The organism is Citrobacter sp. RHBSTW-00599 (genome assembly GCF_013784065.1).
GTDB lineage: Bacteria > Pseudomonadota > Gammaproteobacteria > Enterobacterales > Enterobacteriaceae > Citrobacter > Citrobacter braakii.
On record NZ_CP056717.1, the window covers coordinates 303440 to 324985 of the forward strand.

General features: G+C 54.4%; 12 protein-coding genes. 10 read left to right on the top strand and 2 right to left on the bottom strand.

What is annotated here, in order from left to right; genetic code table 11:
• The first annotated feature begins 337 nt into the window (after positions 1-337).
• The 5 genes from glgB to glgP are packed head-to-tail and all read left to right on the top strand — an operon-like array spanning position 338 to position 9706.
• Positions 338-2521: a 1,4-alpha-glucan branching enzyme gene (gene glgB / locus HV243_RS01420; protein WP_016154817.1), complete on the top strand. Its 2184-nt coding sequence runs from the start codon at positions 338-340 to the stop codon at positions 2519-2521.
• Positions 2521-4497 (top strand): glycogen debranching protein GlgX, encoded by a 1977-nt coding sequence (gene glgX, locus HV243_RS01425; protein ID WP_019078135.1) that lies wholly within the window; start codon positions 2521-2523, stop codon positions 4495-4497. The genes glgB and glgX overlap by 1 nt, the downstream gene beginning before the upstream one ends.
• Before the next feature lie 13 nt (positions 4498-4510).
• A complete protein-coding gene (gene glgC, locus HV243_RS01430) occupies positions 4511-5806 on the top strand; it encodes a glucose-1-phosphate adenylyltransferase (RefSeq protein WP_016154815.1) in 1296 nt (431 codons plus the stop codon).
• Positions 5806-7239 carry a glycogen synthase GlgA gene (gene glgA / locus HV243_RS01435; protein WP_016154814.1) on the top strand — a complete coding sequence of 478 codons (1434 nt, stop codon included), beginning with the start codon at positions 5806-5808 and terminating at the stop codon, positions 7237-7239. Before glgC ends, glgA begins: the two co-directional genes overlap by 1 nt.
• A gap of 19 nt (positions 7240-7258) precedes the next feature.
• Positions 7259-9706: a glycogen phosphorylase gene (gene glgP, locus HV243_RS01440; protein ID WP_016154813.1), complete on the top strand. Its 2448-nt coding sequence runs from the start codon at positions 7259-7261 to the stop codon at positions 9704-9706.
• 108 nt (positions 9707-9814) lie between these two features.
• Here glgP and glpD read toward each other — a convergent pair whose 3' ends face one another.
• Complete coding sequence (glpD, locus tag HV243_RS01445) at positions 9815-11323, bottom strand: glycerol-3-phosphate dehydrogenase (protein ID WP_047358174.1); 1509 nt, start codon at positions 11321-11323, stop codon at positions 9815-9817.
• 198 nt (positions 11324-11521) lie between these two features.
• On the opposite strand from glpD, the gene glpE reads away from it, so the two are divergent.
• From glpE to HV243_RS01460, 3 genes are all read left to right on the top strand, one after another.
• The gene (gene glpE, locus HV243_RS01450) at positions 11522-11848 is read left to right on the top strand and encodes a thiosulfate sulfurtransferase GlpE (RefSeq protein ID WP_003023495.1); all 327 of its coding nucleotides are present in this window, start codon (positions 11522-11524) and stop codon (positions 11846-11848) included.
• 170 nt (positions 11849-12018) lie between these two features.
• Positions 12019-12849, top strand: coding sequence for a rhomboid family intramembrane serine protease GlpG (gene glpG, locus HV243_RS01455; protein WP_016154811.1), 831 nt, complete (start codon positions 12019-12021; stop codon positions 12847-12849).
• 15 nt (positions 12850-12864) lie between these two features.
• Positions 12865-13623, top strand: a complete 759-nt coding sequence (locus HV243_RS01460) for a DeoR/GlpR family transcriptional regulator (RefSeq protein WP_003023499.1) — start codon at positions 12865-12867, stop codon at positions 13621-13623.
• 41 nt (positions 13624-13664) lie between these two features.
• Here HV243_RS01460 and malT read toward each other — a convergent pair whose 3' ends face one another.
• A complete protein-coding gene (gene malT, locus HV243_RS01465; RefSeq protein WP_053388957.1) occupies positions 13665-16370 on the bottom strand; it encodes an HTH-type transcriptional regulator MalT in 2706 nt (901 codons plus the stop codon).
• A 629-nt stretch (positions 16371-16999) separates the two neighbouring features.
• On the opposite strand from malT, the gene malP reads away from it, so the two are divergent.
• Together malP and malQ are read left to right on the top strand one after the other, a co-directional pair.
• Positions 17000-19393 carry a maltodextrin phosphorylase gene (gene malP, locus HV243_RS01470; RefSeq protein WP_053388956.1) on the top strand — a complete coding sequence of 798 codons (2394 nt, stop codon included), beginning with the start codon at positions 17000-17002 and terminating at the stop codon, positions 19391-19393.
• A 9-nt stretch (positions 19394-19402) separates the two neighbouring features.
• Positions 19403-21490, top strand: a complete 2088-nt coding sequence (gene malQ, locus HV243_RS01475; RefSeq protein WP_053388955.1) for a 4-alpha-glucanotransferase — start codon at positions 19403-19405, stop codon at positions 21488-21490.
• The last annotated feature ends 56 nt before the right edge of the window (positions 21491-21546 follow it).

Below are 21546 nucleotides of genomic sequence, written 5' to 3' on the forward strand. Positions count from 1 at the left end.
TATCAGGCCTACAAACGACGCGAACCACCTGGCCGGATCAGTCAATACGGCTTTCCGGCAGAGTGATTGCGTGTTTTAACAATGGGTGCTGAGTCACCCATTTTTTTGCGTAATACAGGAGTAAGCGCAGATGTTTCATTTTTTACCAGGAGTAAGATAAAGCATTGGCTATTCTTTAAGGGTGACTTAGTACCGGAGGTATTAAGTTGTTGCCTGAAGGTGGGACGACGCAGAGAGGATGCACAATTGTGCTGCGCCGTTCAGGTCAAAAAAAGTGTCACTACCTGATGTCGAAGATCAGTTGGAAGGCGTGACACCATAAAACAGGATGACAACCATGTCCGTTCGTATCGATAGAGACGTGATTAATGCGCTAATTGCAGGCCATTTTGCGGATCCTTTTTCCGTACTCGGTATGCACCAAACTGACGCTGGACTTGAAGTCCGCGCCCTATTACCTGACGCCACCGAAGTGTGGGTGATCGAACCCAAAACCGGACGCAAAGTCGGCAAGCTGGACTGCCTCGACTCTCGCGGTTTTTTCTGTGCTGTACTTCCCCGCCGTAAAAATTTCTTTCGCTATCAGTTAGCTGTTGTCTGGCATGGACAGGAGAATCTGATTGATGACCCTTATCGTTTTGGCCCGCTGATCCAGGATATGGATGCCTGGCTGTTATCTGAAGGTACGCACTTGCGACCTTACGAAACGCTGGGCGCGCATGCGGATACCATGGATGGCGTAACTGGTACGCGCTTCTCCGTCTGGGCGCCTAACGCTCAACGCGTGTCAGTGGTTGGGCAGTTCAACTACTGGGATGGCCGTCGCCACCCGATGCGCCTGCGCAAAGAAAGCGGTATCTGGGAGTTGTTTATCCCCGGCGCGCAGCATGGTCAACTGTATAAATACGAGATGATCGATGCGAACGGTAAGCTGCGAATCAAAGCGGACCCTTACGCCTTCGAAGCGCAAATGCGCCCGGAAACCGCGTCGCTTATCTGCGGTCTGCCGGAAAAAGTGGTGCAAAGCGAGGAGCGAAAAAAAGCCAACCAGTTTGACGCGCCGATCTCTATCTATGAAGTGCACCTGGGCTCATGGCGTCGTCATACCGATAACAACTTCTGGCTGAGCTACCGCGAACTGGCGGATCAGTTGGTGCCTTACGTCAAGTGGATGGGCTTTACCCATCTCGAACTGTTGCCGATTAATGAGCATCCGTTCGACGGTAGCTGGGGCTACCAACCTACCGGTATGTATGCGCCGACCCGTCGTTTCGGGACGCGTGATGATTTCCGCTATTTTGTGAATGCCGCGCATCAGGCCGGACTGAACGTCATTCTCGACTGGGTGCCGGGCCATTTCCCGTCGGACGACTTTGGTCTGGCAGAGTTTGATGGCACCAATCTGTATGAGCACAGCGACCCGCGCGAAGGGTATCACCAGGACTGGAACACGCTGATCTACAACTACGGTCGCCGTGAAGTCAGTAACTATCTGGTGGGCAATGCCCTGTACTGGATTGAACGTTTTGGTATCGATGCGCTGCGCGTAGATGCCGTGGCGTCGATGATTTATCGCGACTACAGCCGTAAAGAAGGGGAGTGGGTCCCGAACGAATTTGGCGGTCGTGAAAACCTCGAAGCCATTGAGTTTTTACGTAATACCAACCGTATTCTTGGCGAGCAGGTGCCGGGGGCCGTGAGCATGGCGGAAGAGTCCACCGACTTTGCCGGCGTTTCAAGGCCACAGGATATGGGCGGTTTAGGGTTCTGGTATAAGTGGAACCTCGGCTGGATGCACGACACGCTGGACTACATGAAATTGGATCCGGTTCATCGTCAGTTCCATCACGATAAGCTGACCTTCGGCATGCTGTACAACTACACCGAAAACTTTGTCCTGCCGCTGTCGCACGATGAAGTGGTACACGGTAAAAAATCAATTCTCGATCGCATGCCGGGAGACGCATGGCAGAAGTTTGCCAACCTGCGCGCCTACTACGGCTGGATGTGGGCCTTCCCGGGCAAGAAACTGCTGTTTATGGGCAACGAGTTTGCTCAGGGGCGTGAGTGGAACCATGACGCCAGCCTCGACTGGCATCTGCTGGAAGGCGGCGATAACTGGCACCACGGCGTACAGCGTTTGGTGCGCGATCTGAACCTTACCTATCGTCATCACAAAGCGCTGCACGAGCTTGATTTTGACGCTTATGGCTTCGAGTGGCTGGTGGTGGATGACAAAGAACGTTCGGTGCTGGCTTTCGTTCGTCGTGACAAAGTCGGTAATGAAATCATCGTTATCAGCAACTTTACGCCAGTACCTCGCCACGGCTATCGCTTCGGTATCAATCAGCCGGGCAAATGGCGCGAAATCCTCAATACCGACTCGATGCATTATCACGGTAGCAATACCGGTAACGGCGGCGCGGTGCACAGCGATGAAATCGCCAGTCATGGTCGTCAGCACTCACTGAGCCTGACGTTGCCACCGCTGGCAACGATCTGGCTGGTGCGGGAGGGATAATGACGCAACTGGCAACCGGCAACGCCACCCCCCATGGTGCAACGTATGACGGCCATGGCGTCAATTTCACCCTCTTTTCGGCCCACGCTGAACGCGTTGAATTATGCGTATTCGATGAGCAAGGCTGCGAACTCCGCTACGACCTGCCGGGGCGTAGCGGCGATGTCTGGCACGGCTATCTGGCCAACGCCCGTCCCGGTCTACGCTATGGCTATCGCGTACATGGTCCGTGGCAACCGCAGCAGGGCCACCGGTTTAATCCGGCGAAACTGCTGCTTGACCCTTGCGCGCGTCGGGTGGATGGCGAGTTAAAAGATAACCCACTGCTGCATGGTGGGCTGAATGAACCGGATCATCATGATAACGCCGCCATCGCGCTGAAGGGCGTGGTGGTGTCCGACCATTATGACTGGGAGGATGATGCCCCGCCGCGCACGCCGTGGGGCAATACCGTAATTTACGAAGCGCATGTCAAAGGGCTGACGTATTTGCATCCTGACCTGCCGGAAGAGATTCGCGGGACCTACAAAGCGCTGGGTCATCCGGTGATGATCGACTATTTCAAGCGCCTCGGCATTACCGCGCTGGAGCTGTTACCGGTGGCGCATTTCGCCAGCGAACCGCGGCTTCAGCGACTGGGCCTGTCAAACTACTGGGGCTACAACCCGGTGGCGATGTACGCGCTGCATCCGGCCTATGCCAGCTCGCCGGAGAGTGCGCTTGATGAGTTTCGCGACGCGGTAAAAGCGCTGCACAAAGCGGGTATTGAGGTCATTCTCGACATCGTTTTGAACCACAGCGCCGAGCTGGATCTCGAAGGACCTGTCTTCTCGCTGCGCGGAATTGATAACCGTAGCTATTATTGGATCAGAGATGATGGCGATTACTACAACTGGACCGGTTGTGGGAACACCATCAATCTGAGCCATCCTGGCGTTGTGGAATACGCATGCGAGTGCCTGCGCTACTGGGTTGAAACCTGCCATGTGGATGGTTTTCGTTTTGATTTGGCTTCCGTCATGGGGCGTACGCCTGAGTTTCGTCAGGATGCTCCGCTGTTTACCGCGATCCAAAACTGTCCGCTGCTCTCACGCGCCAAGCTGATTGCGGAACCGTGGGATATTGGTGAAGGCGGGTATCAGGTGGGGAATTTCCCCCCGCCGTTTGCCGAGTGGAATGACCATTTCCGCGATGCAACGCGACGTTTTTGGCTCCAGCGTAATCTCTCGTTGGGCGAGTTTGCCGGACGTTTTGCCGCATCCAGCGACGTGTTTAAACGCCCGGGCCGCAATCCCAGCGCCACGGTCAATCTGGTGACCGCGCATGACGGTTTTACGCTACGCGACTGCGTTTGCTTCACAAATAAGCACAATGAAGCGAATGGTGAGGAAAATCGCGACGGCACTAGCAATAACTACAGTGACAATCATGGTAAAGAAGGATTAGGCGGCTCGCTGGACCTGATTGAGCGGCGGCGCGACAGCATTCATGCGCTGTTAACCACGCTGTTGCTCTCCCAGGGAACGCCGATGCTGCTGGCGGGTGATGAGCATGGTCATAGCCAGCACGGTAATAATAACGCTTACTGCCAGGATAACGCCTTAACCTGGCTGGACTGGCAGCAGGCAAACAGTGGGCTAACCACATTTACCGCCGCGTTGATTCATCTGCGCCGGCAAATACCTGCATTAACAGGCGATTGCTGGTGGGAAGAGGGCGATGGAAATGTTCGTTGGCTGAATAAGTACGCACAACCCTTAAGTGCGGATGAGTGGCATAACGGCCCGAGGCAGATGCAAATCCTGCTTTCAGATCGTTTCCTGATTGCAATAAACGCCACGCTTGAGGTGACAGATATCGTTTTACCTGAAGGGGAATGGCACGCCATTCCCCCATTTGCCGGAGAGGATAATCCGGTGCTTACGGCGGTCTGGCAGGGACCTGCGCACGGACTGTGTGTGTTCCAGAGAAGATAAAAAGGAGTTAGTCATGGTAAGTTTAGAGAAGAACGATCGTGTAATGTTGGCGCGCCAGCTGCCATTAAAATCTGTTGCCCTGATCCTGGCCGGTGGCCGCGGTACTCGCCTGAAAGATTTAACCAATAAGCGTGCCAAGCCTGCCGTGCACTTTGGCGGTAAGTTCCGCATTATCGATTTTGCCTTATCCAACTGTCTTAATTCCGGGATCCGCCGTATCGGCGTGATCACTCAGTACCAGTCACACACGCTGGTGCAGCATATTCAGCGCGGCTGGTCGTTCTTTAGCGAAGAGATGAACGAGTTCGTCGATCTGCTGCCTGCCCAGCAGAGGATGCAGGGTGAAAACTGGTATCGCGGTACGGCGGATGCGGTGACCCAAAACCTGGACATCATTCGACGCTATAAAGCGGAATATGTGGTGATCCTCGCGGGCGATCATATTTATAAGCAGGACTACTCACGCATGCTGATCGACCACGTTGAGAAAGGCGCGCGTTGCACAGTGGCCTGTATGCCAGTGCCTATTGAAGAGGCCAGCGCGTTTGGCGTAATGGACGTGGACGACACCGATAAAATTATCGAGTTCGTTGAAAAACCTGCCAACCCGCCAGCGATGCCTAATGATCCGACCAAATCGCTTGCCAGTATGGGGATCTACATCTTCGACGCCGATTATCTGTATGAACTGCTGGCGGAAGATGATCTCGATGAAAAATCCAGTCACGATTTTGGCAAAGACATCATCCCGAAAATCACCGAAGCTGGCATGGCATATGCTCATCCATTCCCATTGTCCTGCGTACAGTCTGACCCGGAATCCGAGCCGTACTGGCGCGATGTGGGAACGCTGGAAGCCTACTGGAAAGCAAACCTCGATCTGGCTTCGGTGACGCCTGAACTGGATATGTACGACCAGGACTGGCCAATCCGTACGCATATGGAATCACTGCCGCCAGCGAAATTTGTTCAGGACCGTTCCGGTAGCCACGGAATGACGCTGAACTCGCTGGTCTCCGGCGGCTGTATTATTTCTGGTTCGGTGGTAGTGCAGTCCGTTCTGTTCCCGCGAGTGCGGGTGAATTCATTCTGTAACATTGATTCGGCAGTGTTGTTACCTGAAGTGTGGGTGGGACGTTCGTGCCGCTTACGTCGTTGCATTATCGACCGCGCCTGCGTTATTCCTGAAGGCATGGTGATTGGTGAAAACGCGGAAGAAGATGCTCGTCGTTTCTACCGTTCAGAGGAAGGTATTGTACTGGTCACGCGTGAAATGCTGCGCAAACTGCAGATCAAACAGGAGCGATAATGCAGGTTTTACACGTTTGTTCAGAGATGTTCCCTTTGTTAAAAACCGGGGGACTGGCGGATGTTATTGGGGCGTTACCCGCAGCGCAAATCGCGGACGGTGTGGATGCCCGCGTGCTGCTCCCGGCGTTTCCTGATATCCGTCGCGGCATTCCCGATGCGCAGGTAGTGACGCGTCGCGATACCTTCGCCGGACGTATTACGCTGTTGTTCGGGCATTTCAACGGTGTGGGCATTTACCTGATTGACGCGCCGCATCTCTATGACCGTCCCGGTAGCCCGTATCACGACACTAACCTGTTTGCATATACCGATAACGTGCTGCGTTTTGCGCTGCTGGGTTGGGTCGGCAGTGAAATGGCCTGTGGCTTTGACCCATTCTGGCGCCCGGATGTGGTGCATGCGCACGACTGGCATGCCGGTCTGGCCCCGGCGTATCTGGCGGCGCGCGGCCATCCGGCGAAATCGGTGTTCACTGTGCACAACCTGGCGTATCAAGGCATGTTTTATGCAAAGCATATGGATGACATCCAATTGCCATGGTCGTTCTTTAACGTGCACGGACTGGAGTTTAACGGGCAGATTTCTTTCCTGAAGGCCGGGTTGTACTACGCCGACCACATTACGGCGGTCAGTCCGACCTACGCGCGGGAAATTACCGAGCCGCAGTTTGCCTACGGCATGGAAGGTCTGTTGCAGCAGCGTCATCGTGAAGGACGTCTTTCCGGTGTGCTGAACGGCGTTGATGAAAAAATCTGGAGCCCGGAAACCGATCTGCTGCTGGCGTCGCGGTATACGCGTGAAACGCTGGAAGAGAAAGCGGAGAACAAACGCCAGCTACAGATCGCGATGGGACTTAAGGTTAACGACAAAGTGCCGTTATTTGCCGTAGTCAGCCGCCTGACCAGTCAGAAAGGGCTGGATCTGGTGCTGGAAGCGCTACCGGGGTTGTTAGAGCAGGGTGGACAGCTGGCATTGCTTGGTGCGGGCGATCCGGTTTTACAGGAAGGTTTCCTCGCCGCGGCGGCGGAACATCCTGGACAGGTGGGCGTACAGATTGGCTATCACGAAGCCTTCTCGCACCGCATCATGGGTGGGGCCGACGTTATATTGGTCCCCAGCCGTTTTGAGCCGTGTGGCTTAACGCAGTTGTATGGACTGAAGTACGGCACGCTGCCGCTGGTGCGGCGCACCGGTGGGCTGGCTGATACGGTCTCTGACAGTTCGCTGGAAAACCTGGCGGATGGTATCGCCAGTGGGTTTGTATTTGAAGATAGTAATGCCTGGTCGCTGCTACGCGCGATTCGGCGTGCTTTCGTATTGTGGTCCCGGCCTTCGCTGTGGCGGTTTGTACAACGTCAGGCCATGACCATGGATTTTAGCTGGCAAGTCGCGGCGAAGTCATACCGTGAGCTTTACTATCGTTTGAAATAGATATCCAGGAATCACCTATATGAATGCTCCATTTACTTATGCATCGCCCACACTCAGCGTAGAGGCACTTAAGCATTCTATCGCCTACAAGCTGATGTTCACGATTGGTAAAGACCCGGTCATTGCCAATAAACATGAGTGGCTGAACGCCACGTTGTTCGCGGTGCGCGATCGTCTCGTGGAGCGCTGGCTGCGTTCTAACCGTGCGCAATTATCCCAGGAAACTCGACAGGTTTATTATCTGTCAATGGAGTTTCTGATTGGCCGCACACTTTCCAATGCACTGTTATCGTTGGGTATTTATGACGATGTCAAAAATGCGCTGGAAGGTATGGGGTTGGATCTTGAAGATCTGATCGATGAAGAAAACGACCCTGGTCTTGGCAACGGTGGCCTCGGGCGCCTGGCGGCCTGCTTCCTGGACTCACTGGCTACGTTGGGTCTGCCGGGACGCGGCTACGGTATTCGTTATGACTACGGCATGTTCAAACAGAACATTGTTGATGGCCGACAGAAAGAGTCACCGGACTACTGGCTGGAATACGGTAACCCGTGGGAATTCAAACGCCACAATACGCGCTACAAAGTGCGCTTTGGCGGGCGTATTCAGCAGGAAGGCAAGAAAACGCGCTGGATAGAAACTGAAGAGATCCTCGCGGTAGCCTACGACCAAATTATTCCCGGTTATGACACAGACGCCACCAATACGCTGCGCTTGTGGAATGCCCAGGCCAGTAGCGAAATCAACCTCGGTAAATTTAACCAGGGCGACTACTTTGCGGCGGTGGAAGATAAAAACCACTCCGAGAACGTCTCCCGCGTGCTGTATCCGGATGACTCCACCTATTCCGGACGCGAGCTGCGTTTGCGCCAGGAGTATTTCCTGGTCTCGTCCACGGTACAGGACATCCTGAACCGTCATTATCAACTGCACAAAACCTACGACAACCTGGCAGATAAGATCGCCATTCACCTCAACGACACCCATCCGGTACTGTCGATTCCTGAGCTGATGCGTCTACTGATCGATGAGCACAAATTCAGTTGGGATAATGCGTTTGAGGTCTGCTGCCAGGTCTTCTCGTATACCAACCACACCTTGATGAGCGAAGCGCTGGAGACCTGGCCTGTCGATATGCTGGGCAAAATTCTGCCGCGCCATCTGCAAATCATCTTTGAGATTAACGACTACTTCCTGAAGACGTTGCAGGAACAGTATCCGAACGATACCAGTCTGCTGGGACGGACGTCGATTATCGATGAATCCAATGGCCGCCGGGTGCGTATGGCATGGCTCGCAGTGGTGGTGAGCCACAAGGTTAACGGCGTTTCTGAGCTGCACTCCAACCTGATGGTGCAGTCGCTGTTTGCTGACTTTGCGAAGATTTTCCCGACTCGCTTCTGTAACGTCACCAACGGCGTGACGCCACGCCGCTGGCTGGCACTGGCTAACCCATCGCTCTCTGAGGTGCTGGATGAGAACATTGGCCGCACCTGGCGAACCGATCTCAGCCAGCTAAGCGAGCTTGAACAGCACTGCGATTACCCGCTGGTAAATCAGGCGGTGCGCCGTGCGAAACTGGAGAATAAAAAACGTCTGGCAACGCTCATTGCCCAGCAGCTTAACGTGGTGGTGAACCCGAAATCGCTGTTTGATGTGCAGATCAAGCGTATTCACGAATACAAACGCCAGTTGATGAACGTGCTGCATGTGATCACCCGCTACAACCGCATTAAGGCCGATCCTGACGCCGAGTGGGTGCCGCGCGTGAATATCTTCGCCGGTAAAGCGGCTTCGGCCTATTACATGGCGAAGCACATCATTCACCTGATCAACGACGTCGCGAAAGTGATCAACAACGATCCGCAAATTGGTGACAAGCTGAAAGTGGTGTTTATTCCTAACTACAGCGTCAGCCTGGCGCAGGTGATTATTCCTGCTGCCGACCTGTCTGAGCAGATTTCGCTGGCCGGGACCGAAGCCTCTGGTACCAGTAATATGAAGTTTGCCCTCAACGGCGCGCTGACCATTGGGACGCTGGACGGTGCCAACGTCGAGATGCTGGAGCATGTGGGCGCAGAAAATATCTTTATCTTTGGTAATACGGCGGAAGAGGTCGAAGCCTTACGCAGCCAGGGCTACAAGCCGCGTGAGTATTACGAGAAAGACGAAGAGCTGCACCAGGTGCTGACGCAGATTGGCAGCGGTGTATTCAGTCCTGAGGAGCCGGGGCGCTATCGTGACCTGGTTGACTCGCTGATCAACTTTGGCGACCACTATCAGGTTCTGGCGGATTATCGCAGCTACGTTGATTGCCAGGATAAGGTTGACGAACTGTATCGCCACCCGGAAGAGTGGACCACCAAGTCGATGATTAATATCGCCAACATGGGCTACTTCTCGTCGGACAGGACGATCAAAGAGTACGCCGAAAACATCTGGCATATCGACTCGGTGCGGTTGTAACAAGGGCAGGACGATCTGTAGGCCGGATGGATAAGGCGTTAGCCGCCATCCGGCAAAAGGCCCGGTAGCGCTGACGCTTACCGGGCCTACAGTTTTATATCGAGTGTCTTAAGACGCCAGCGACAGCTGCTGTTTCTCAATGTACTCCGCCAGCCACTGGGTCATGCGCGACTGCTGTTCAGCGTTCAGCCACATACCTTCTTTCGTGCGACGCCACAGCGCATCTTCCGCACGGCGCACCCATTCGTGATCGACCAGATATTTCAGCTCGGCCTCATAGAACTCATGGCCGAAGTCTTCACCTAACTCGGCAAGCGAGGTGGCTTTCCCGATAATCCATTCGGTGTTACTGCCGTAGGTGCGCGAATAATGGCGCGCCAGCGACTCGGTCAGGAACGGGTAGCGACGGCGCAGTTTGGCCGCGTAATCTTCACGATCGCCGCCGATGTCACCGCCTGGCAGAATGCACTCTTTTGTCCACGCCGGACCGATTCCCTGATAGTACGACGCCAGTTTTTCCATCGCGTGTTCGGCCAGCTTACGGTAGGTCGTCAGCTTACCGCCAAAGACCGACAGCAGCGGCGCTTTGCCGTTTTCGTCGTGGATATCCAACGTGTAATCACGGGTGATAGCCTGCGGCGAGTCGGACTCGTCATCGCACAGCGGACGTACGCCCGAGTAGGTCCAGACGATATCGTCACGGCCCAGCTGTTTCTTAAAGTGCGCGTTGTAGACCTTCAGCAGGTAATTGATTTCACTCTCATCAATTTTTACCGCTTTCGGGTCGCCTTTGTATTCGACGTCAGTCGTCCCGATGATCGAGAATTCGTCCATCCATGGGATGACAAACACAATACGTTTATCTTCGTTTTGCAGAATATAAGCTTGCTTCTGGGTATGGACGCGCGGCACCACGATGTGGCTGCCTTTAATCAGACGAATACCGTACGGCGATGGCAGATGCATGCCGTCGTCGAAGAACTCTTTCACCCATGGGCCGGTGGCATTGACCAGACCACGCGCCTGCCAGGTGTGCTTTTTACCGGTATCGATATCTTCAGCTTCAACAATCCACAAACCGTTTTCACGGCGAGCGGAGGTAGCGCGAGTGCGGGTTAACACCTCTCCGCCTTTGCGTACGACCATTTGGGCGTTTGCCAAAACCAGTCGCGCATCGTCTACCCAGCAGTCAGAATATTCGAAACCGCGCACAATCTCAGGTTTCATTACGGAATCTGCGCCAAAACGCAAACCGGTCGAACTCGGCAAACTGGTGCGTTTGCCCAGATGATCGTACATAAACAGACCAATGCGGATCATCCACGCTGGACGCAGGTGCGGGCGATGGGGCAGACGAAAGCGCATCGGGAAGGCGATATGCGGTGCCATTTTCAACAGCACTTCACGCTCAGCCAGCGCTTCGCTCACCAGGCGAAATTCGTAGTGTTCCAGGTAGCGCAGGCCACCGTGGATGAGTTTGGAGCTAGCGGAAGAGGTGGCACAGGCTAAATCCTGCGCTTCCAGCATCAGCACGGATAAACCGCGTCCAGCGGCATCTGCCGCGATACCGGCACCGTTGATGCCTCCACCTATCACAATCAGATCTTTGGTTTCCATGCTGGCCTCTCGCACTTTCGTTATAGCTCATTAATGTTCGTTATCGAGCATAATAGCAAAGAATCGCGCCATTGGTAACATCGGATAAACAATTTACAGTGATACATATAACATTATGGCGTTTAATTGCCGTCGGGACGTACACTAAGAAGTAACATGTCTGAAAAGCGTCACCTGCAATATAAAGAAGAGAGAGCAATGGATCAGTTTGAATGTATTAATGTCGAAGAAGCGCATCAGAAGCTGCACCAGGGGGCCGCGGTGTTAGTGGATATCCGCGACCCGCAAAGCTATGCGATGGGTCACGCCCCGCAGGCGTTTCATCTGACGAACGACACGCTGGGGTCATTTATGCGCGAGCATGATTTCGACACCGCCGTGTTAGTAATGTGTTATCACGGCAACAGCAGTAAAGGCGCGGCGCAATATCTTCTTCAGCAGGGCTATGACGCGGTTTACAGTGTTGACGGCGGCTTCGACGCCTGGCATCGACATTTTCCGGCAGAAGTGGCATACGGTTCGTAAGACTATACCCAAATTAATTCGAGTTGCATCGCGACGGCGACGCAGCAAATCTCCGGGCGCGTACGAACAGTATGTGACCGGAGTGAGTGAGGAAAGCCAACAAAGATGCAGCTCGAAGTAAGAAGGGTATATATACTGTCCTCTTTTGTGTGGAATAAGCGACAGCAACCATGTTGATGATTACCTCTTTTGCTAACCCCCGCGTGGCGCAGGCATTTGTTGATTATATGGCGACACAGGGCGTTATCCTGACGATTCAACAACATCAGCAAACGGATGTCTGGCTGGCGGATGAGTCCCAGGCTGAGCGAGTGCATGCTGAGCTGGCGCGGTTTCTGGAGAATCCAGGCGATCCGCGTTACCTCGCGGCAAGCTGGCAGTCGGGTCATACCGACAGCGGTCTGCGCTACCAGCGTTATCCGTTCCTGGCCACATTGCGCGAACGCGCAGGCCCGGTAACCTGGGTGGTGATGGCCGCGTGTGTGCTGGTGTTTATCGCGATGAACACGCTGGGCGACCAGACCGTGATGCTCTGGCTGGCATGGCCGTTTGACCCTTCGCTGAAATTTGAATTCTGGCGTTATTTCACCCACGCTTTTATGCACTTCTCGCTGATGCATATTCTGTTCAACCTGCTGTGGTGGTGGTATCTCGGCGGTGCGGTAGAAAAGCGTCTGGGCAGCGGAAAACTGATTGTAATTACCGTGATCAGCGCCCTGCTAAGCGGCTACGTTCAGCAGAAATTTAGCGGCCCGTGGTTTGGTGGGCTGTCTGGCGTGGTATATGCGCTGATGGGTTATGTGTGGTTGCGCGGCGAGCGCGATCCACAAAGTGGTATTTTCCTGCAGCGTGGTTTGATTATCTTTGCTTTGATCTGGATTGTTGCCGGCTGGTTTGATGTGTTCGGCATGTCGATGGCGAACGGCGCACATATCGCCGGGCTGGCCGTGGGTCTGGCAATGGCGTTTGCCGATACTATGAATGTACGAAAACGAACGTAATTTCAGGGAACAATAATGAAGCAAACACAACGACATGACGCGATCATCGAGCTGGTAAAGAAACAGGGATACGTCAGTACTGAGGAGCTGGTGGAGCATTTCTCCGTCAGCCCGCAGACGATTCGCCGAGATCTTAACGATCTGGCCGATCAGAACATGATTTTGCGCCATCACGGTGGCGCGGCGCTGCCCTCCAGCTCGGTCAACACCCCGTGGCATGACCGTAAAGCGACACAGACGGCGGAAAAAGAGCGCATTGCCCGCAAAGTTGCCACGCAGATCCCGAACGGTTCTACGTTGTTCATTGATATCGGCACTACGCCGGAAGCGGTGGCTCACGCGCTGCTCAATCACAGCAATTTACGCATTGTGACCAACAACCTCAATGTGGCGAATACGCTGATGGCGAAAGAGGATTTCCGCATCATACTCGCCGGTGGCGAACTGCGTAGCCGCGACGGCGGTATTATGGGCGAAGCGACCCTCGACTTTATTTCTCAGTTCCGCCTGGACTTCGGCATCTTAGGGATTAGCGGTATCGATAGCGATGGCTCCCTGCTGGAGTTTGATTATCACGAAGTTCGCACCAAGCGCGCGATTATTGAGAATTCACGGCATGTGATGCTGGTGGTGGATCACTCGAAGTTTGGGCGTAACGCGATGGTGAATATGGGCAGTATCAGCATGGTGGATGCGGTGTATACCGACACGCTGCCGCCAGCTGGCGTGATGCAGGTTATTGCGGACCATCATATTCAGTTAGAGCTGTGCTAAGTTAATTCCAGGCCTGATAAGCGTAGCGTATCAGGCATTAACTAAACCCCATACCCCATCATTTTCAGCAGTTTCTGCGCATGTTGCACCGCATCCTGGCGGTGTGCGACGCCGAGCTTTTGATACAAATTGCGGATGTGCGTCTTGATGGTCGTTGCCGCGACGGCCAATTCTCCGGCGATCTGCTCGTTGCTGTAGCCCGAATAAATCAGTCCCAGAACCTGCCATTCGCGCTGGGTCAGCGGGCTGGTCCGGATAAGCTCCGGTACTTCCGGGTGAGTAAGCAGACGCTCAACGAATCCTTCATCGAAGTGGGCGAATTTATGGCGGTGATGCTGGTTAATCTCACGCAAAATACGCTGGGCGCGGTGCTGATCGAGTTCCGGTAAGGTATTGAGCTGAATCAGCTGACGCAGTTGCTGCGCCATGGCCTCACCTTCAATGACAAAGTGACTGATAAATCCGGTGCGGTTCGCCAGCTGCAGCGCGTCGAGTAACACGCGCTGTGCGTCATTTTTGCGTCCTGCCTGCCAGAAGAGCTGATTAAGCAGCAGCAGGTTACGGTTCAGATCGCTCATCAGGCGCAGATTGCGCGCATTTTCATTCAACTCTTCCAGCACAATCTCAGCCGGTTCAAACTCGCCCAGCAGGATCTGCGCGCGGGCGATGTTGCGCCACTGGCTTTGCAGAAAGTGGTTATTGGCGAATTCCGGTTTCGGCGTGTGGCGCAGCCAGTTGGCGGCCGAGTTTTTGTCGCCCACCATTTGCCAGTAAATCACCCGTACCTTATCGGCGTTCGAGATCCAGTCACTGTGATAGTGACCGTTACCCAGCAGGTTTTCCAGGCGGTTGAGCAGGCTACGCGCATTATCCAGATCTCCCCGGGCCAGCGAACATTGAATCAGCAGCGCCAGGCACTGTAGCTGTTGCTGCGGCTGGAATGTGGAAAGCAGTTCAATACCCGAGCGGGCAGACGCTTCCGATTCGTCCAGGCGCGCCCATGCCCACAGCAGCTGCGCGCGAATACGCACCAGGAACTCGTGCATCGGCAACTGTTCCAGATGCTGCTCTTTGATCAGCTGAAACGCTTTTTCCTGAGTCTCCCAGGCGGCCTGTAAAAAGCCCTGGGCAAAAAAAATTTCACTTTGCTGAATTAAACTCCACAGCGCGTAATGCCAGACGTCATGGTGGCGTGCCATTTGCTCGGTTTGCTGCATCAACGCCAGAGAACGCGTGAGATCGCCCTTACAGTGCAGGACTTCACCATGTACCGAGGTGGCGACGATACGGCTATAGAACCAGGCGATGGGTAACTCATCCAGCGCCAGCTTTGCCAGGCGCTCGGCTTCGTCAGGATTGCCGTCGTTAATCGCGACCTGCGCACGCAGGGCGTTAAATTCGGCGTGCAGCGTCGGTTCCATGTCGCCTTTCATTTCCTGCTCAGCGCGCGCCAGCAGGGTATTAACCTCGCCGTAGCGGTGCTGGCTTTGCATCAGCCAGGCTTGCAGCAGAACCAGACGCGGATTTTCCAGCAGACTTTCCCACGGCAGGGCTTTCAGCGACTCTTCCAGTAATGTCAGTTCGCTGTGGTTAAACAGTCCCCACGCATGGTTAAGCAGGATATCGCGTAGCATATGCGCGTCGCCTGCCGCCAGCGCGTGGTGGATAGCTTCGCTGGGGAAGCCTTGCGCCATCCAGCTTTCAGCGGCGGCGCGGTGTATTTCGGGCAGTTCGCTTGCCAGTTCCCACTGACAGCGCTGGCGTAAAAAGCTGCCAAACAGCGGGTGGTAGCTGAACCACTCACCGACGTCATCCATCCGCTGCAAGAATAATCCCTGGCGCTCAATCTCCTCCAGCCGCATCTGGCCGTTTTCTTCCCCGGTGACCCGGACGATCAGTGCGTCGTTCATTGAGCGCAGAATGGCGCTTTTCAGCAGGAAATGACGGGTGCCGAGGTCGACGCTGTCCAGCACTTCATCAACCAGATAATCGGACAGATGGCTGGCGTTGATCCCGGCGAGGCGGCGTGCGGACTGGTGTGCAGAGTGGTTGTTCTGGCGGGCGGAGAGGGCAATCAGCTGTAACGCCGTGGCCCAGCCAGCAACGTCATCGCACATCCGGCTGCTTTCTGCCGCTTCGATAGGCGAGGACAAACGTCGATCGAAAAATTGTTTGGCTTCCTGGTGGTTAAACGCCAGCTGTTGGCTGCCTATCTCCAGCAACTGATCGCGTACTCGCAGGTTGGCAATACCCAACTGCGGCAGGTTACGCGACAGCACGACCAGCGTGAGGTTCTCAGGCTGATGACGCAGGAAGAAACGCATCGCTTCGTGAATTGCCGGATTGGAGATGAGATGATAATCATCCACTACCAGGTAGAGCGGGCGATGCCACTCGGCCAGTTCAATAAATAGCTGCGCAAACAGTGACGTCAGGCTGGCGTATTGGCGCTTTTGCACCATCGCTTCGCTGGTGGTGCAGTGTCCACCGGTTGCCTGCTGGATAGCGGCGATCAGATAGCTGGCAAAGCGCTCTTGTTGATTATCGCCTTCATCCAGAGAGTACCAGCCTAAGTCGTTCTTCCCCGCTGCCCATTGTGAAACCAACGTTGTTTTTCCATAACCAGCAGGACTTGTTATCAGGGCAAGCCTGAAATTGTTCGCGCCGGAAAGTTTAGCCAACAGGCGCTCACGAACCACCGTATGGTCGAGTCGAACCGGACGACTTAATTTAGACGGAATCAACATAAGTTAGTCACTTCACTGTGTGAAAATGGGGAAAAATGATTTTTTTTGCGCTTCGTAATTAATAGATATAAGGTCGGCCAGATTAGTGTTTTATGCAAGCTAAGCGGACTTTTTGTGTGTCTGATTTTGCACTATGTCACAAATCTAAACATCTATTACATTAATTGCTTTAAAGAGTCACAACAGGCGTGGCGACTGGATCCATCGGTATTTTGGCTGAGCCGAAAAATACCTCCCTTTTTATAAGGTTACTCAGTTGCTTAATGTAAAGAGCCGAATTTTGTGGCCGACTTAAAAGTTTTATGTGAATTATCTTATCCACCTTGGATATTTCAGGTTAGAAACTATTTCTCTGTTTACAGATTGTTTCCCATCGTCACCCCTCTATTTGATATTGTCGATTTATCTCTTGTTATTAATGCGTCGTCCGTTGGGCATTACAGGGGCGTTATGCCGGACTTACGCGAATTTACGGGCGATAACACCCCCTTTAAGTGGCAGCGATCACACTTTTATGCTCATCCCCGCTCCTCCTCCCTGCCTAATCCGTGCCAGGATGAGGAAGGTCAACAACGAGCCTGGCAAACTAGCGATAACGTTGTTTTATTACCTAAGGATCTGGAACCCCTATGTCACAGCCTACTTTCAACAAAGATCAATTTCAGGCTGCCCTGACGCGTCAGTGGCAGCGCTTCGGTTTACTGTCGGCTCAAGAAATGACGTCGCGCCAGTGGTGGCAGGCAGTGAGTGGGGCGTTGGCTGAGTTACTCAGCGCCCAGCCTGCGGCGAAGCCGGCAAAAAATCAGCGCCATGTTAACTACATCTCGATGGAGTTTTTGATTGGCCGTCTGACTGGCAACAACTTACTCAATCTCGGCTGGTATCAGGCGGTGAGCGATGAGCTGAAAGCGCATGACGTCAACCTGACCGACCTGCTGGAAGAAGAGATCGACCCGGCGCTGGGTAACGGTGGATTGGGACGCCTGGCGGCCTGCTTCCTTGATTCGATGGCGACAGTCGGTCAATCGGCGACGGGCTATGGTCTCAACTACCAGTACGGCCTGTTCCGTCAGTCATTTGCCGATGGGCAGCAGATGGAAGCCCCGGATGACTGGCATCGCGGCAGCTATCCGTGGTTCCGTCACAACGAGGCACTGGATGTGCAAGTAGGGATTGGCGGCAAGGTCACCAAAGAAGGGCACTGGGAGCCGGGGTTTGTTATCACCGGCCAGGCCTGGGATCTACCGGTTCTCGGCTACCGTAACGGCGTGGCGCAACCGCTGCGTCTGTGGCAGGCCAGTCACGCGCATCCGTTTAACCTGACCAAATTTAATGACGGCGATTTTCTGCGCGCAGAGCAGCAGGGCATCGACGCTGAAAAACTCACCAAAGTGCTGTACCCGAATGACAACCACACCGCGGGTAAAAAGCTGCGCCTGATGCAGCAATACTTCCAGTGCGCTTGCTCCGTAGCTGACATTCTGCGCCGCCATCATCTGGCAGGGCGTAAACTGCATGAGCTGGCTGATTTTGAGGTGATTCAGCTCAACGATACTCACCCGACCATCGCCATCCCTGAGCTACTGCGTGTGCTGATTGATGAGCACCAGATGAGCTGGGACGATGCGTGGGCTATTACCAGTAAGACCTTTGCTTATACCAACCACACTTTGATGCCAGAGGCGCTGGAGTGCTGGGACGAGAAGCTGGTGAAAGCACTACTGCCGCGCCATATGCAAATCATCAAAGAGATTAACGACCGCTTTAAGAAGCTGGTCGATAAAACCTGGCCGGGTGACGCTGAAATTTGGGCGAAGCTGGCGGTGGTGCATAACAAACAGGTGCGTATGGCCAACATGTGTGTGGTCAGCGGCTTTGCGGTTAACGGCGTGGCGGCGCTGCACTCCGATTTGGTGGTGAAGGATCTGTTCCCGGAATATCATCAGCTCTGGCCGAACAAATTCCATAACGTCACTAACGGGATTACTCCGCGTCGCTGGATTAAGCAGTGCAACCCGGCACTTGCCGCGCTGCTGGATAAATCGCTGAAAAAAGAGTGGGCCAACGACCTCGATCAGTTGATTAACCTGGAAAAATACGCCGACGACGCGAAGTTTCGTCAGCAGTATCGTGACATCAAGCTGGCGAACAAAGCGCGTCTGGTGAAGTTTATTAAAGCGCGTACCGGTATTGAGATAACGACTAACGCTCTCTTTGATATTCAGATTAAACGCCTGCATGAGTACAAGCGTCAGCACCTCAACTTGCTGCATATTCTGGCGTTATACAAAGAAATCCGTGAGAACCCGCAGGCCGATCGCGTGCCGCGCGTATTCCTGTTTGGCGCGAAAGCCGCTCCGGGTTACTACCTGGCGAAAAATATCATCTTCGCCATTAACAAGGTTGCAGAAACCATCAATAACGACCCGCAAGTGGGCGACAAGCTGAAGGTCGTATTCCTGCCGGATTATTGTGTCTCGGCGGCGGAAATGCTGATCCCGGCGGCAGATATCTCTGAGCAAATCTCCACCGCCGGGAAAGAGGCTTCCGGCACCGGTAACATGAAGCTGGCGCTGAACGGTGCGTTAACCGTCGGTACGCTGGATGGCGCAAACGTCGAAATCGCCGAGAAGGTCGGTGACGAGAATATCTTTATCTTTGGTCATACCGTGGAAGAGGTGAAGGCGCTCAAGGCCAAAGGGTACGACCCGGTGAAATGGCGTAAGAAAGATAAAGTGCTGGATGCTGTTCTGAAAGAGCTGGAAAGCGGGAAGTATAGCGACGGCGATAAACATGCCTTCGACCAGATGCTGCACAGTATCGGCAAGCAGGGCGGTGACCCGTATCTGGTAATGGCGGACTTCGCGGCCTACGTTGAAGCCCAGAAGCAGGTTGACGTGTTGTATCGTGACCAGGAAGCCTGGACCCGGGCGGCGATTCTGAATACCGCGCGTTGCGGCATGTTCAGTTCGGATCGCTCCATCCGCGATTATCAGACTCGTATCTGGCAGGCGAAACGTTAAGGAATCGCGATGGAAAGCAAACGTCTGGATAATGCCGCGTTGGCGGCGGGGATTAGCCCCAATTACATTAATGCCCACGGTAAACCGCAGTCTATTGGCGTCGAAACCAAGCGGCGTTTGCTTGACGCTATGCATCGCTCCACCGCCACCGCTCAGGTGGCGGTGACCCCGGTGCCGAATGTCATGGTTTATACCGCTGGTAAGAAAATGCCGCTGGCAGTTGAGGGACGCGGAGAGTTTACCTGGCTGCTGACCACCGAAGAGGGCGTGCAGCACAAAGGGCATGCCGTCGGCGGTAAATCGTTCAACCTTCCGGCGAAGCTGCCGGAAGGGTATCACACGCTTACCCTCACCCAGGGGGAGTTGCGTACCCATTGCCGCATCATCGTCGCGCCGAAACGCTGCTATGAGCCGCAGGCTCTATTAGCCGGGCAGAAGCTGTGGGGCGCATGCGTTCAGCTCTATACCCTGCGTTCAGAAAAAAACTGGGGGATTGGCGACTTTGGCGATCTCCGTGCCATGCTGGTGGAGGTGGCGCAACGCGGCGGCGCGTTTATCGGCCTGAATCCGATTCACGCGCTGTATCCGGCGAACCCGGAGAGTGCCAGTCCGTACAGCCCGTCGTCACGCCGCTGGTTGAACGTTATTTATATAGATGTGAACGCAGTAGACGATTTTCGCCTGAGTAAAGAGGCGCAGGCCTGGTGGCAGAAACCCGCGACTCAGCAAGCTCTGCAACGCGCGCGTGATACCGAGTGGGTTAATTATTCTGCCGTTACCGCATTGAAGATGACAGCGCTGCGTATGGCGTGGAAAAGCTTCTCTGCACGTGACGATGAGCAGATGGCGGCATTTCGTCAGTTTGTGACTCAGGAAGGGGATAGCCTGTACTGGCAGGCGGCCTTTGACGCGCTGCATGCACATCAGGTGAAAGAGGACGCACTGCGCTGGGGCTGGCCGGTGTGGCCGCAAGCTTTCCAGTCGGTGGATTCGCCAGAGGTAAAACGCTTTTGCGAAGAGCATCGTGATGAAGTGGATTTCTACCTGTGGTTGCAGTGGCTGGCGTATACCCAGTTTGCTGACTGCTGGAAAACCAGCCAGGGCTTTGCGATGCCGATTGGATTATATCGCGATCTGGCTGTCGGCGTGGCCGAAGGCGGGGCGGAAACCTGGTGCGACCGCGAGTTGTATTGCCTGAAAGCCTCGGTTGGCGCACCGCCGGATATTCTCGGTCCGCTCGGGCAAAACTGGGGATTGCCGCCGATGGATCCGCATATCATCACGGCACGCGCTTACGAACCGTTTATCGAACTGCTGCGTGCCAATATGCAGAACTGCGGTGCGTTGCGTATCGACCATGTTATGTCGATGCTGCGTCTGTGGTGGATCCCTTACGGTGAAACTGCCGATCACGGCGCCTACGTGCATTATCCGGTCGACGATCTGCTTTCAATTCTGGCGCTGGAAAGTAAACGTCATCACTGCATGGTAATTGGTGAAGATCTGGGGACTGTGCCGGTAGAGATCGTCAGCAAGCTGCGTGATAGCGGCGTGTACTCCTACAAAGTGCTTTATTTTGAGAATGACCATGAGAAAAATTTCCGCGCGCCGAAAGCGTACCCGGAACAATCAATGGCAGTCGCGGCGACGCATGACCTTCCTACGCTTAAAGGTTATTGGGATAGCGGCGATCTGACGCTGGGTAAGGCACTGGGTCTGTATCCGGATGAAGTCGTGTTGCGTGGGTTGTATCAGGACAGAGAACTGGCGAAACAGGGGCTGCTGGACGCGCTGCACAAATACGGGTGCCTGCCAAAACGTGCTGGTCACAAGGCGTCACTGATGTCGATGACGCCGATTCTTAATCGCGGCATGCAACGCTACATCGCTGACAGTAACAGTGCGCTGTTGGGCCTGCAACCGGAAGACTGGCTGGATATGGCTGAGCCTGTCAATATTCCGGGGACCAGCAACCAGTACAAAAACTGGCGGCGTAAGCTCACCGCCACGCTGGAGCAGATGTTTGCCGATGACGGTGTGAACAAGCTGATTAAGGATTTGGATAAGCGCCGAAAAGCGGCCGCGAAGAAGAAGTAAAAAAGCCGGGGATTTCCCCGGCTTTTTTAGGGTGATAGCAGGTAGGCCGGGTAAGC

Bases quoted from the DNA above. Each gene is read 5' to 3' on its own strand.
- glpE (WP_003023495.1), top strand. From the start codon at position 11,522: ATGGATCAGTTTGAATGTATTAATGTCGAAGAAGCGCATCAGAAGCTG.
- glgB (WP_016154817.1), top strand. From the start codon at position 338: ATGTCCGTTCGTATCGATAGAGACGTGATTAATGCGCTAATTGCAGGC.
- malT (WP_053388957.1), bottom strand. From the start codon at position 16,370: ATGTTGATTCCGTCTAAATTAAGTCGTCCGGTTCGACTCGACCATACG.
- glgA (WP_016154814.1), top strand. From the start codon at position 5,806: ATGCAGGTTTTACACGTTTGTTCAGAGATGTTCCCTTTGTTAAAAACC.
- glpD (WP_047358174.1), bottom strand. From the start codon at position 11,323: ATGGAAACCAAAGATCTGATTGTGATAGGTGGAGGCATCAACGGTGCC.
- HV243_RS01460 (WP_003023499.1), top strand. From the start codon at position 12,865: ATGAAGCAAACACAACGACATGACGCGATCATCGAGCTGGTAAAGAAA.
- malQ (WP_053388955.1), top strand. From the start codon at position 19,403: ATGGAAAGCAAACGTCTGGATAATGCCGCGTTGGCGGCGGGGATTAGC.
- malP (WP_053388956.1), top strand. From the start codon at position 17,000: ATGTCACAGCCTACTTTCAACAAAGATCAATTTCAGGCTGCCCTGACG.
- glgC (WP_016154815.1), top strand. From the start codon at position 4,511: ATGGTAAGTTTAGAGAAGAACGATCGTGTAATGTTGGCGCGCCAGCTG.
- glpG (WP_016154811.1), top strand. From the start codon at position 12,019: ATGTTGATGATTACCTCTTTTGCTAACCCCCGCGTGGCGCAGGCATTT.
- glgX (WP_019078135.1), top strand. From the start codon at position 2,521: ATGACGCAACTGGCAACCGGCAACGCCACCCCCCATGGTGCAACGTAT.
- glgP (WP_016154813.1), top strand. From the start codon at position 7,259: ATGAATGCTCCATTTACTTATGCATCGCCCACACTCAGCGTAGAGGCA.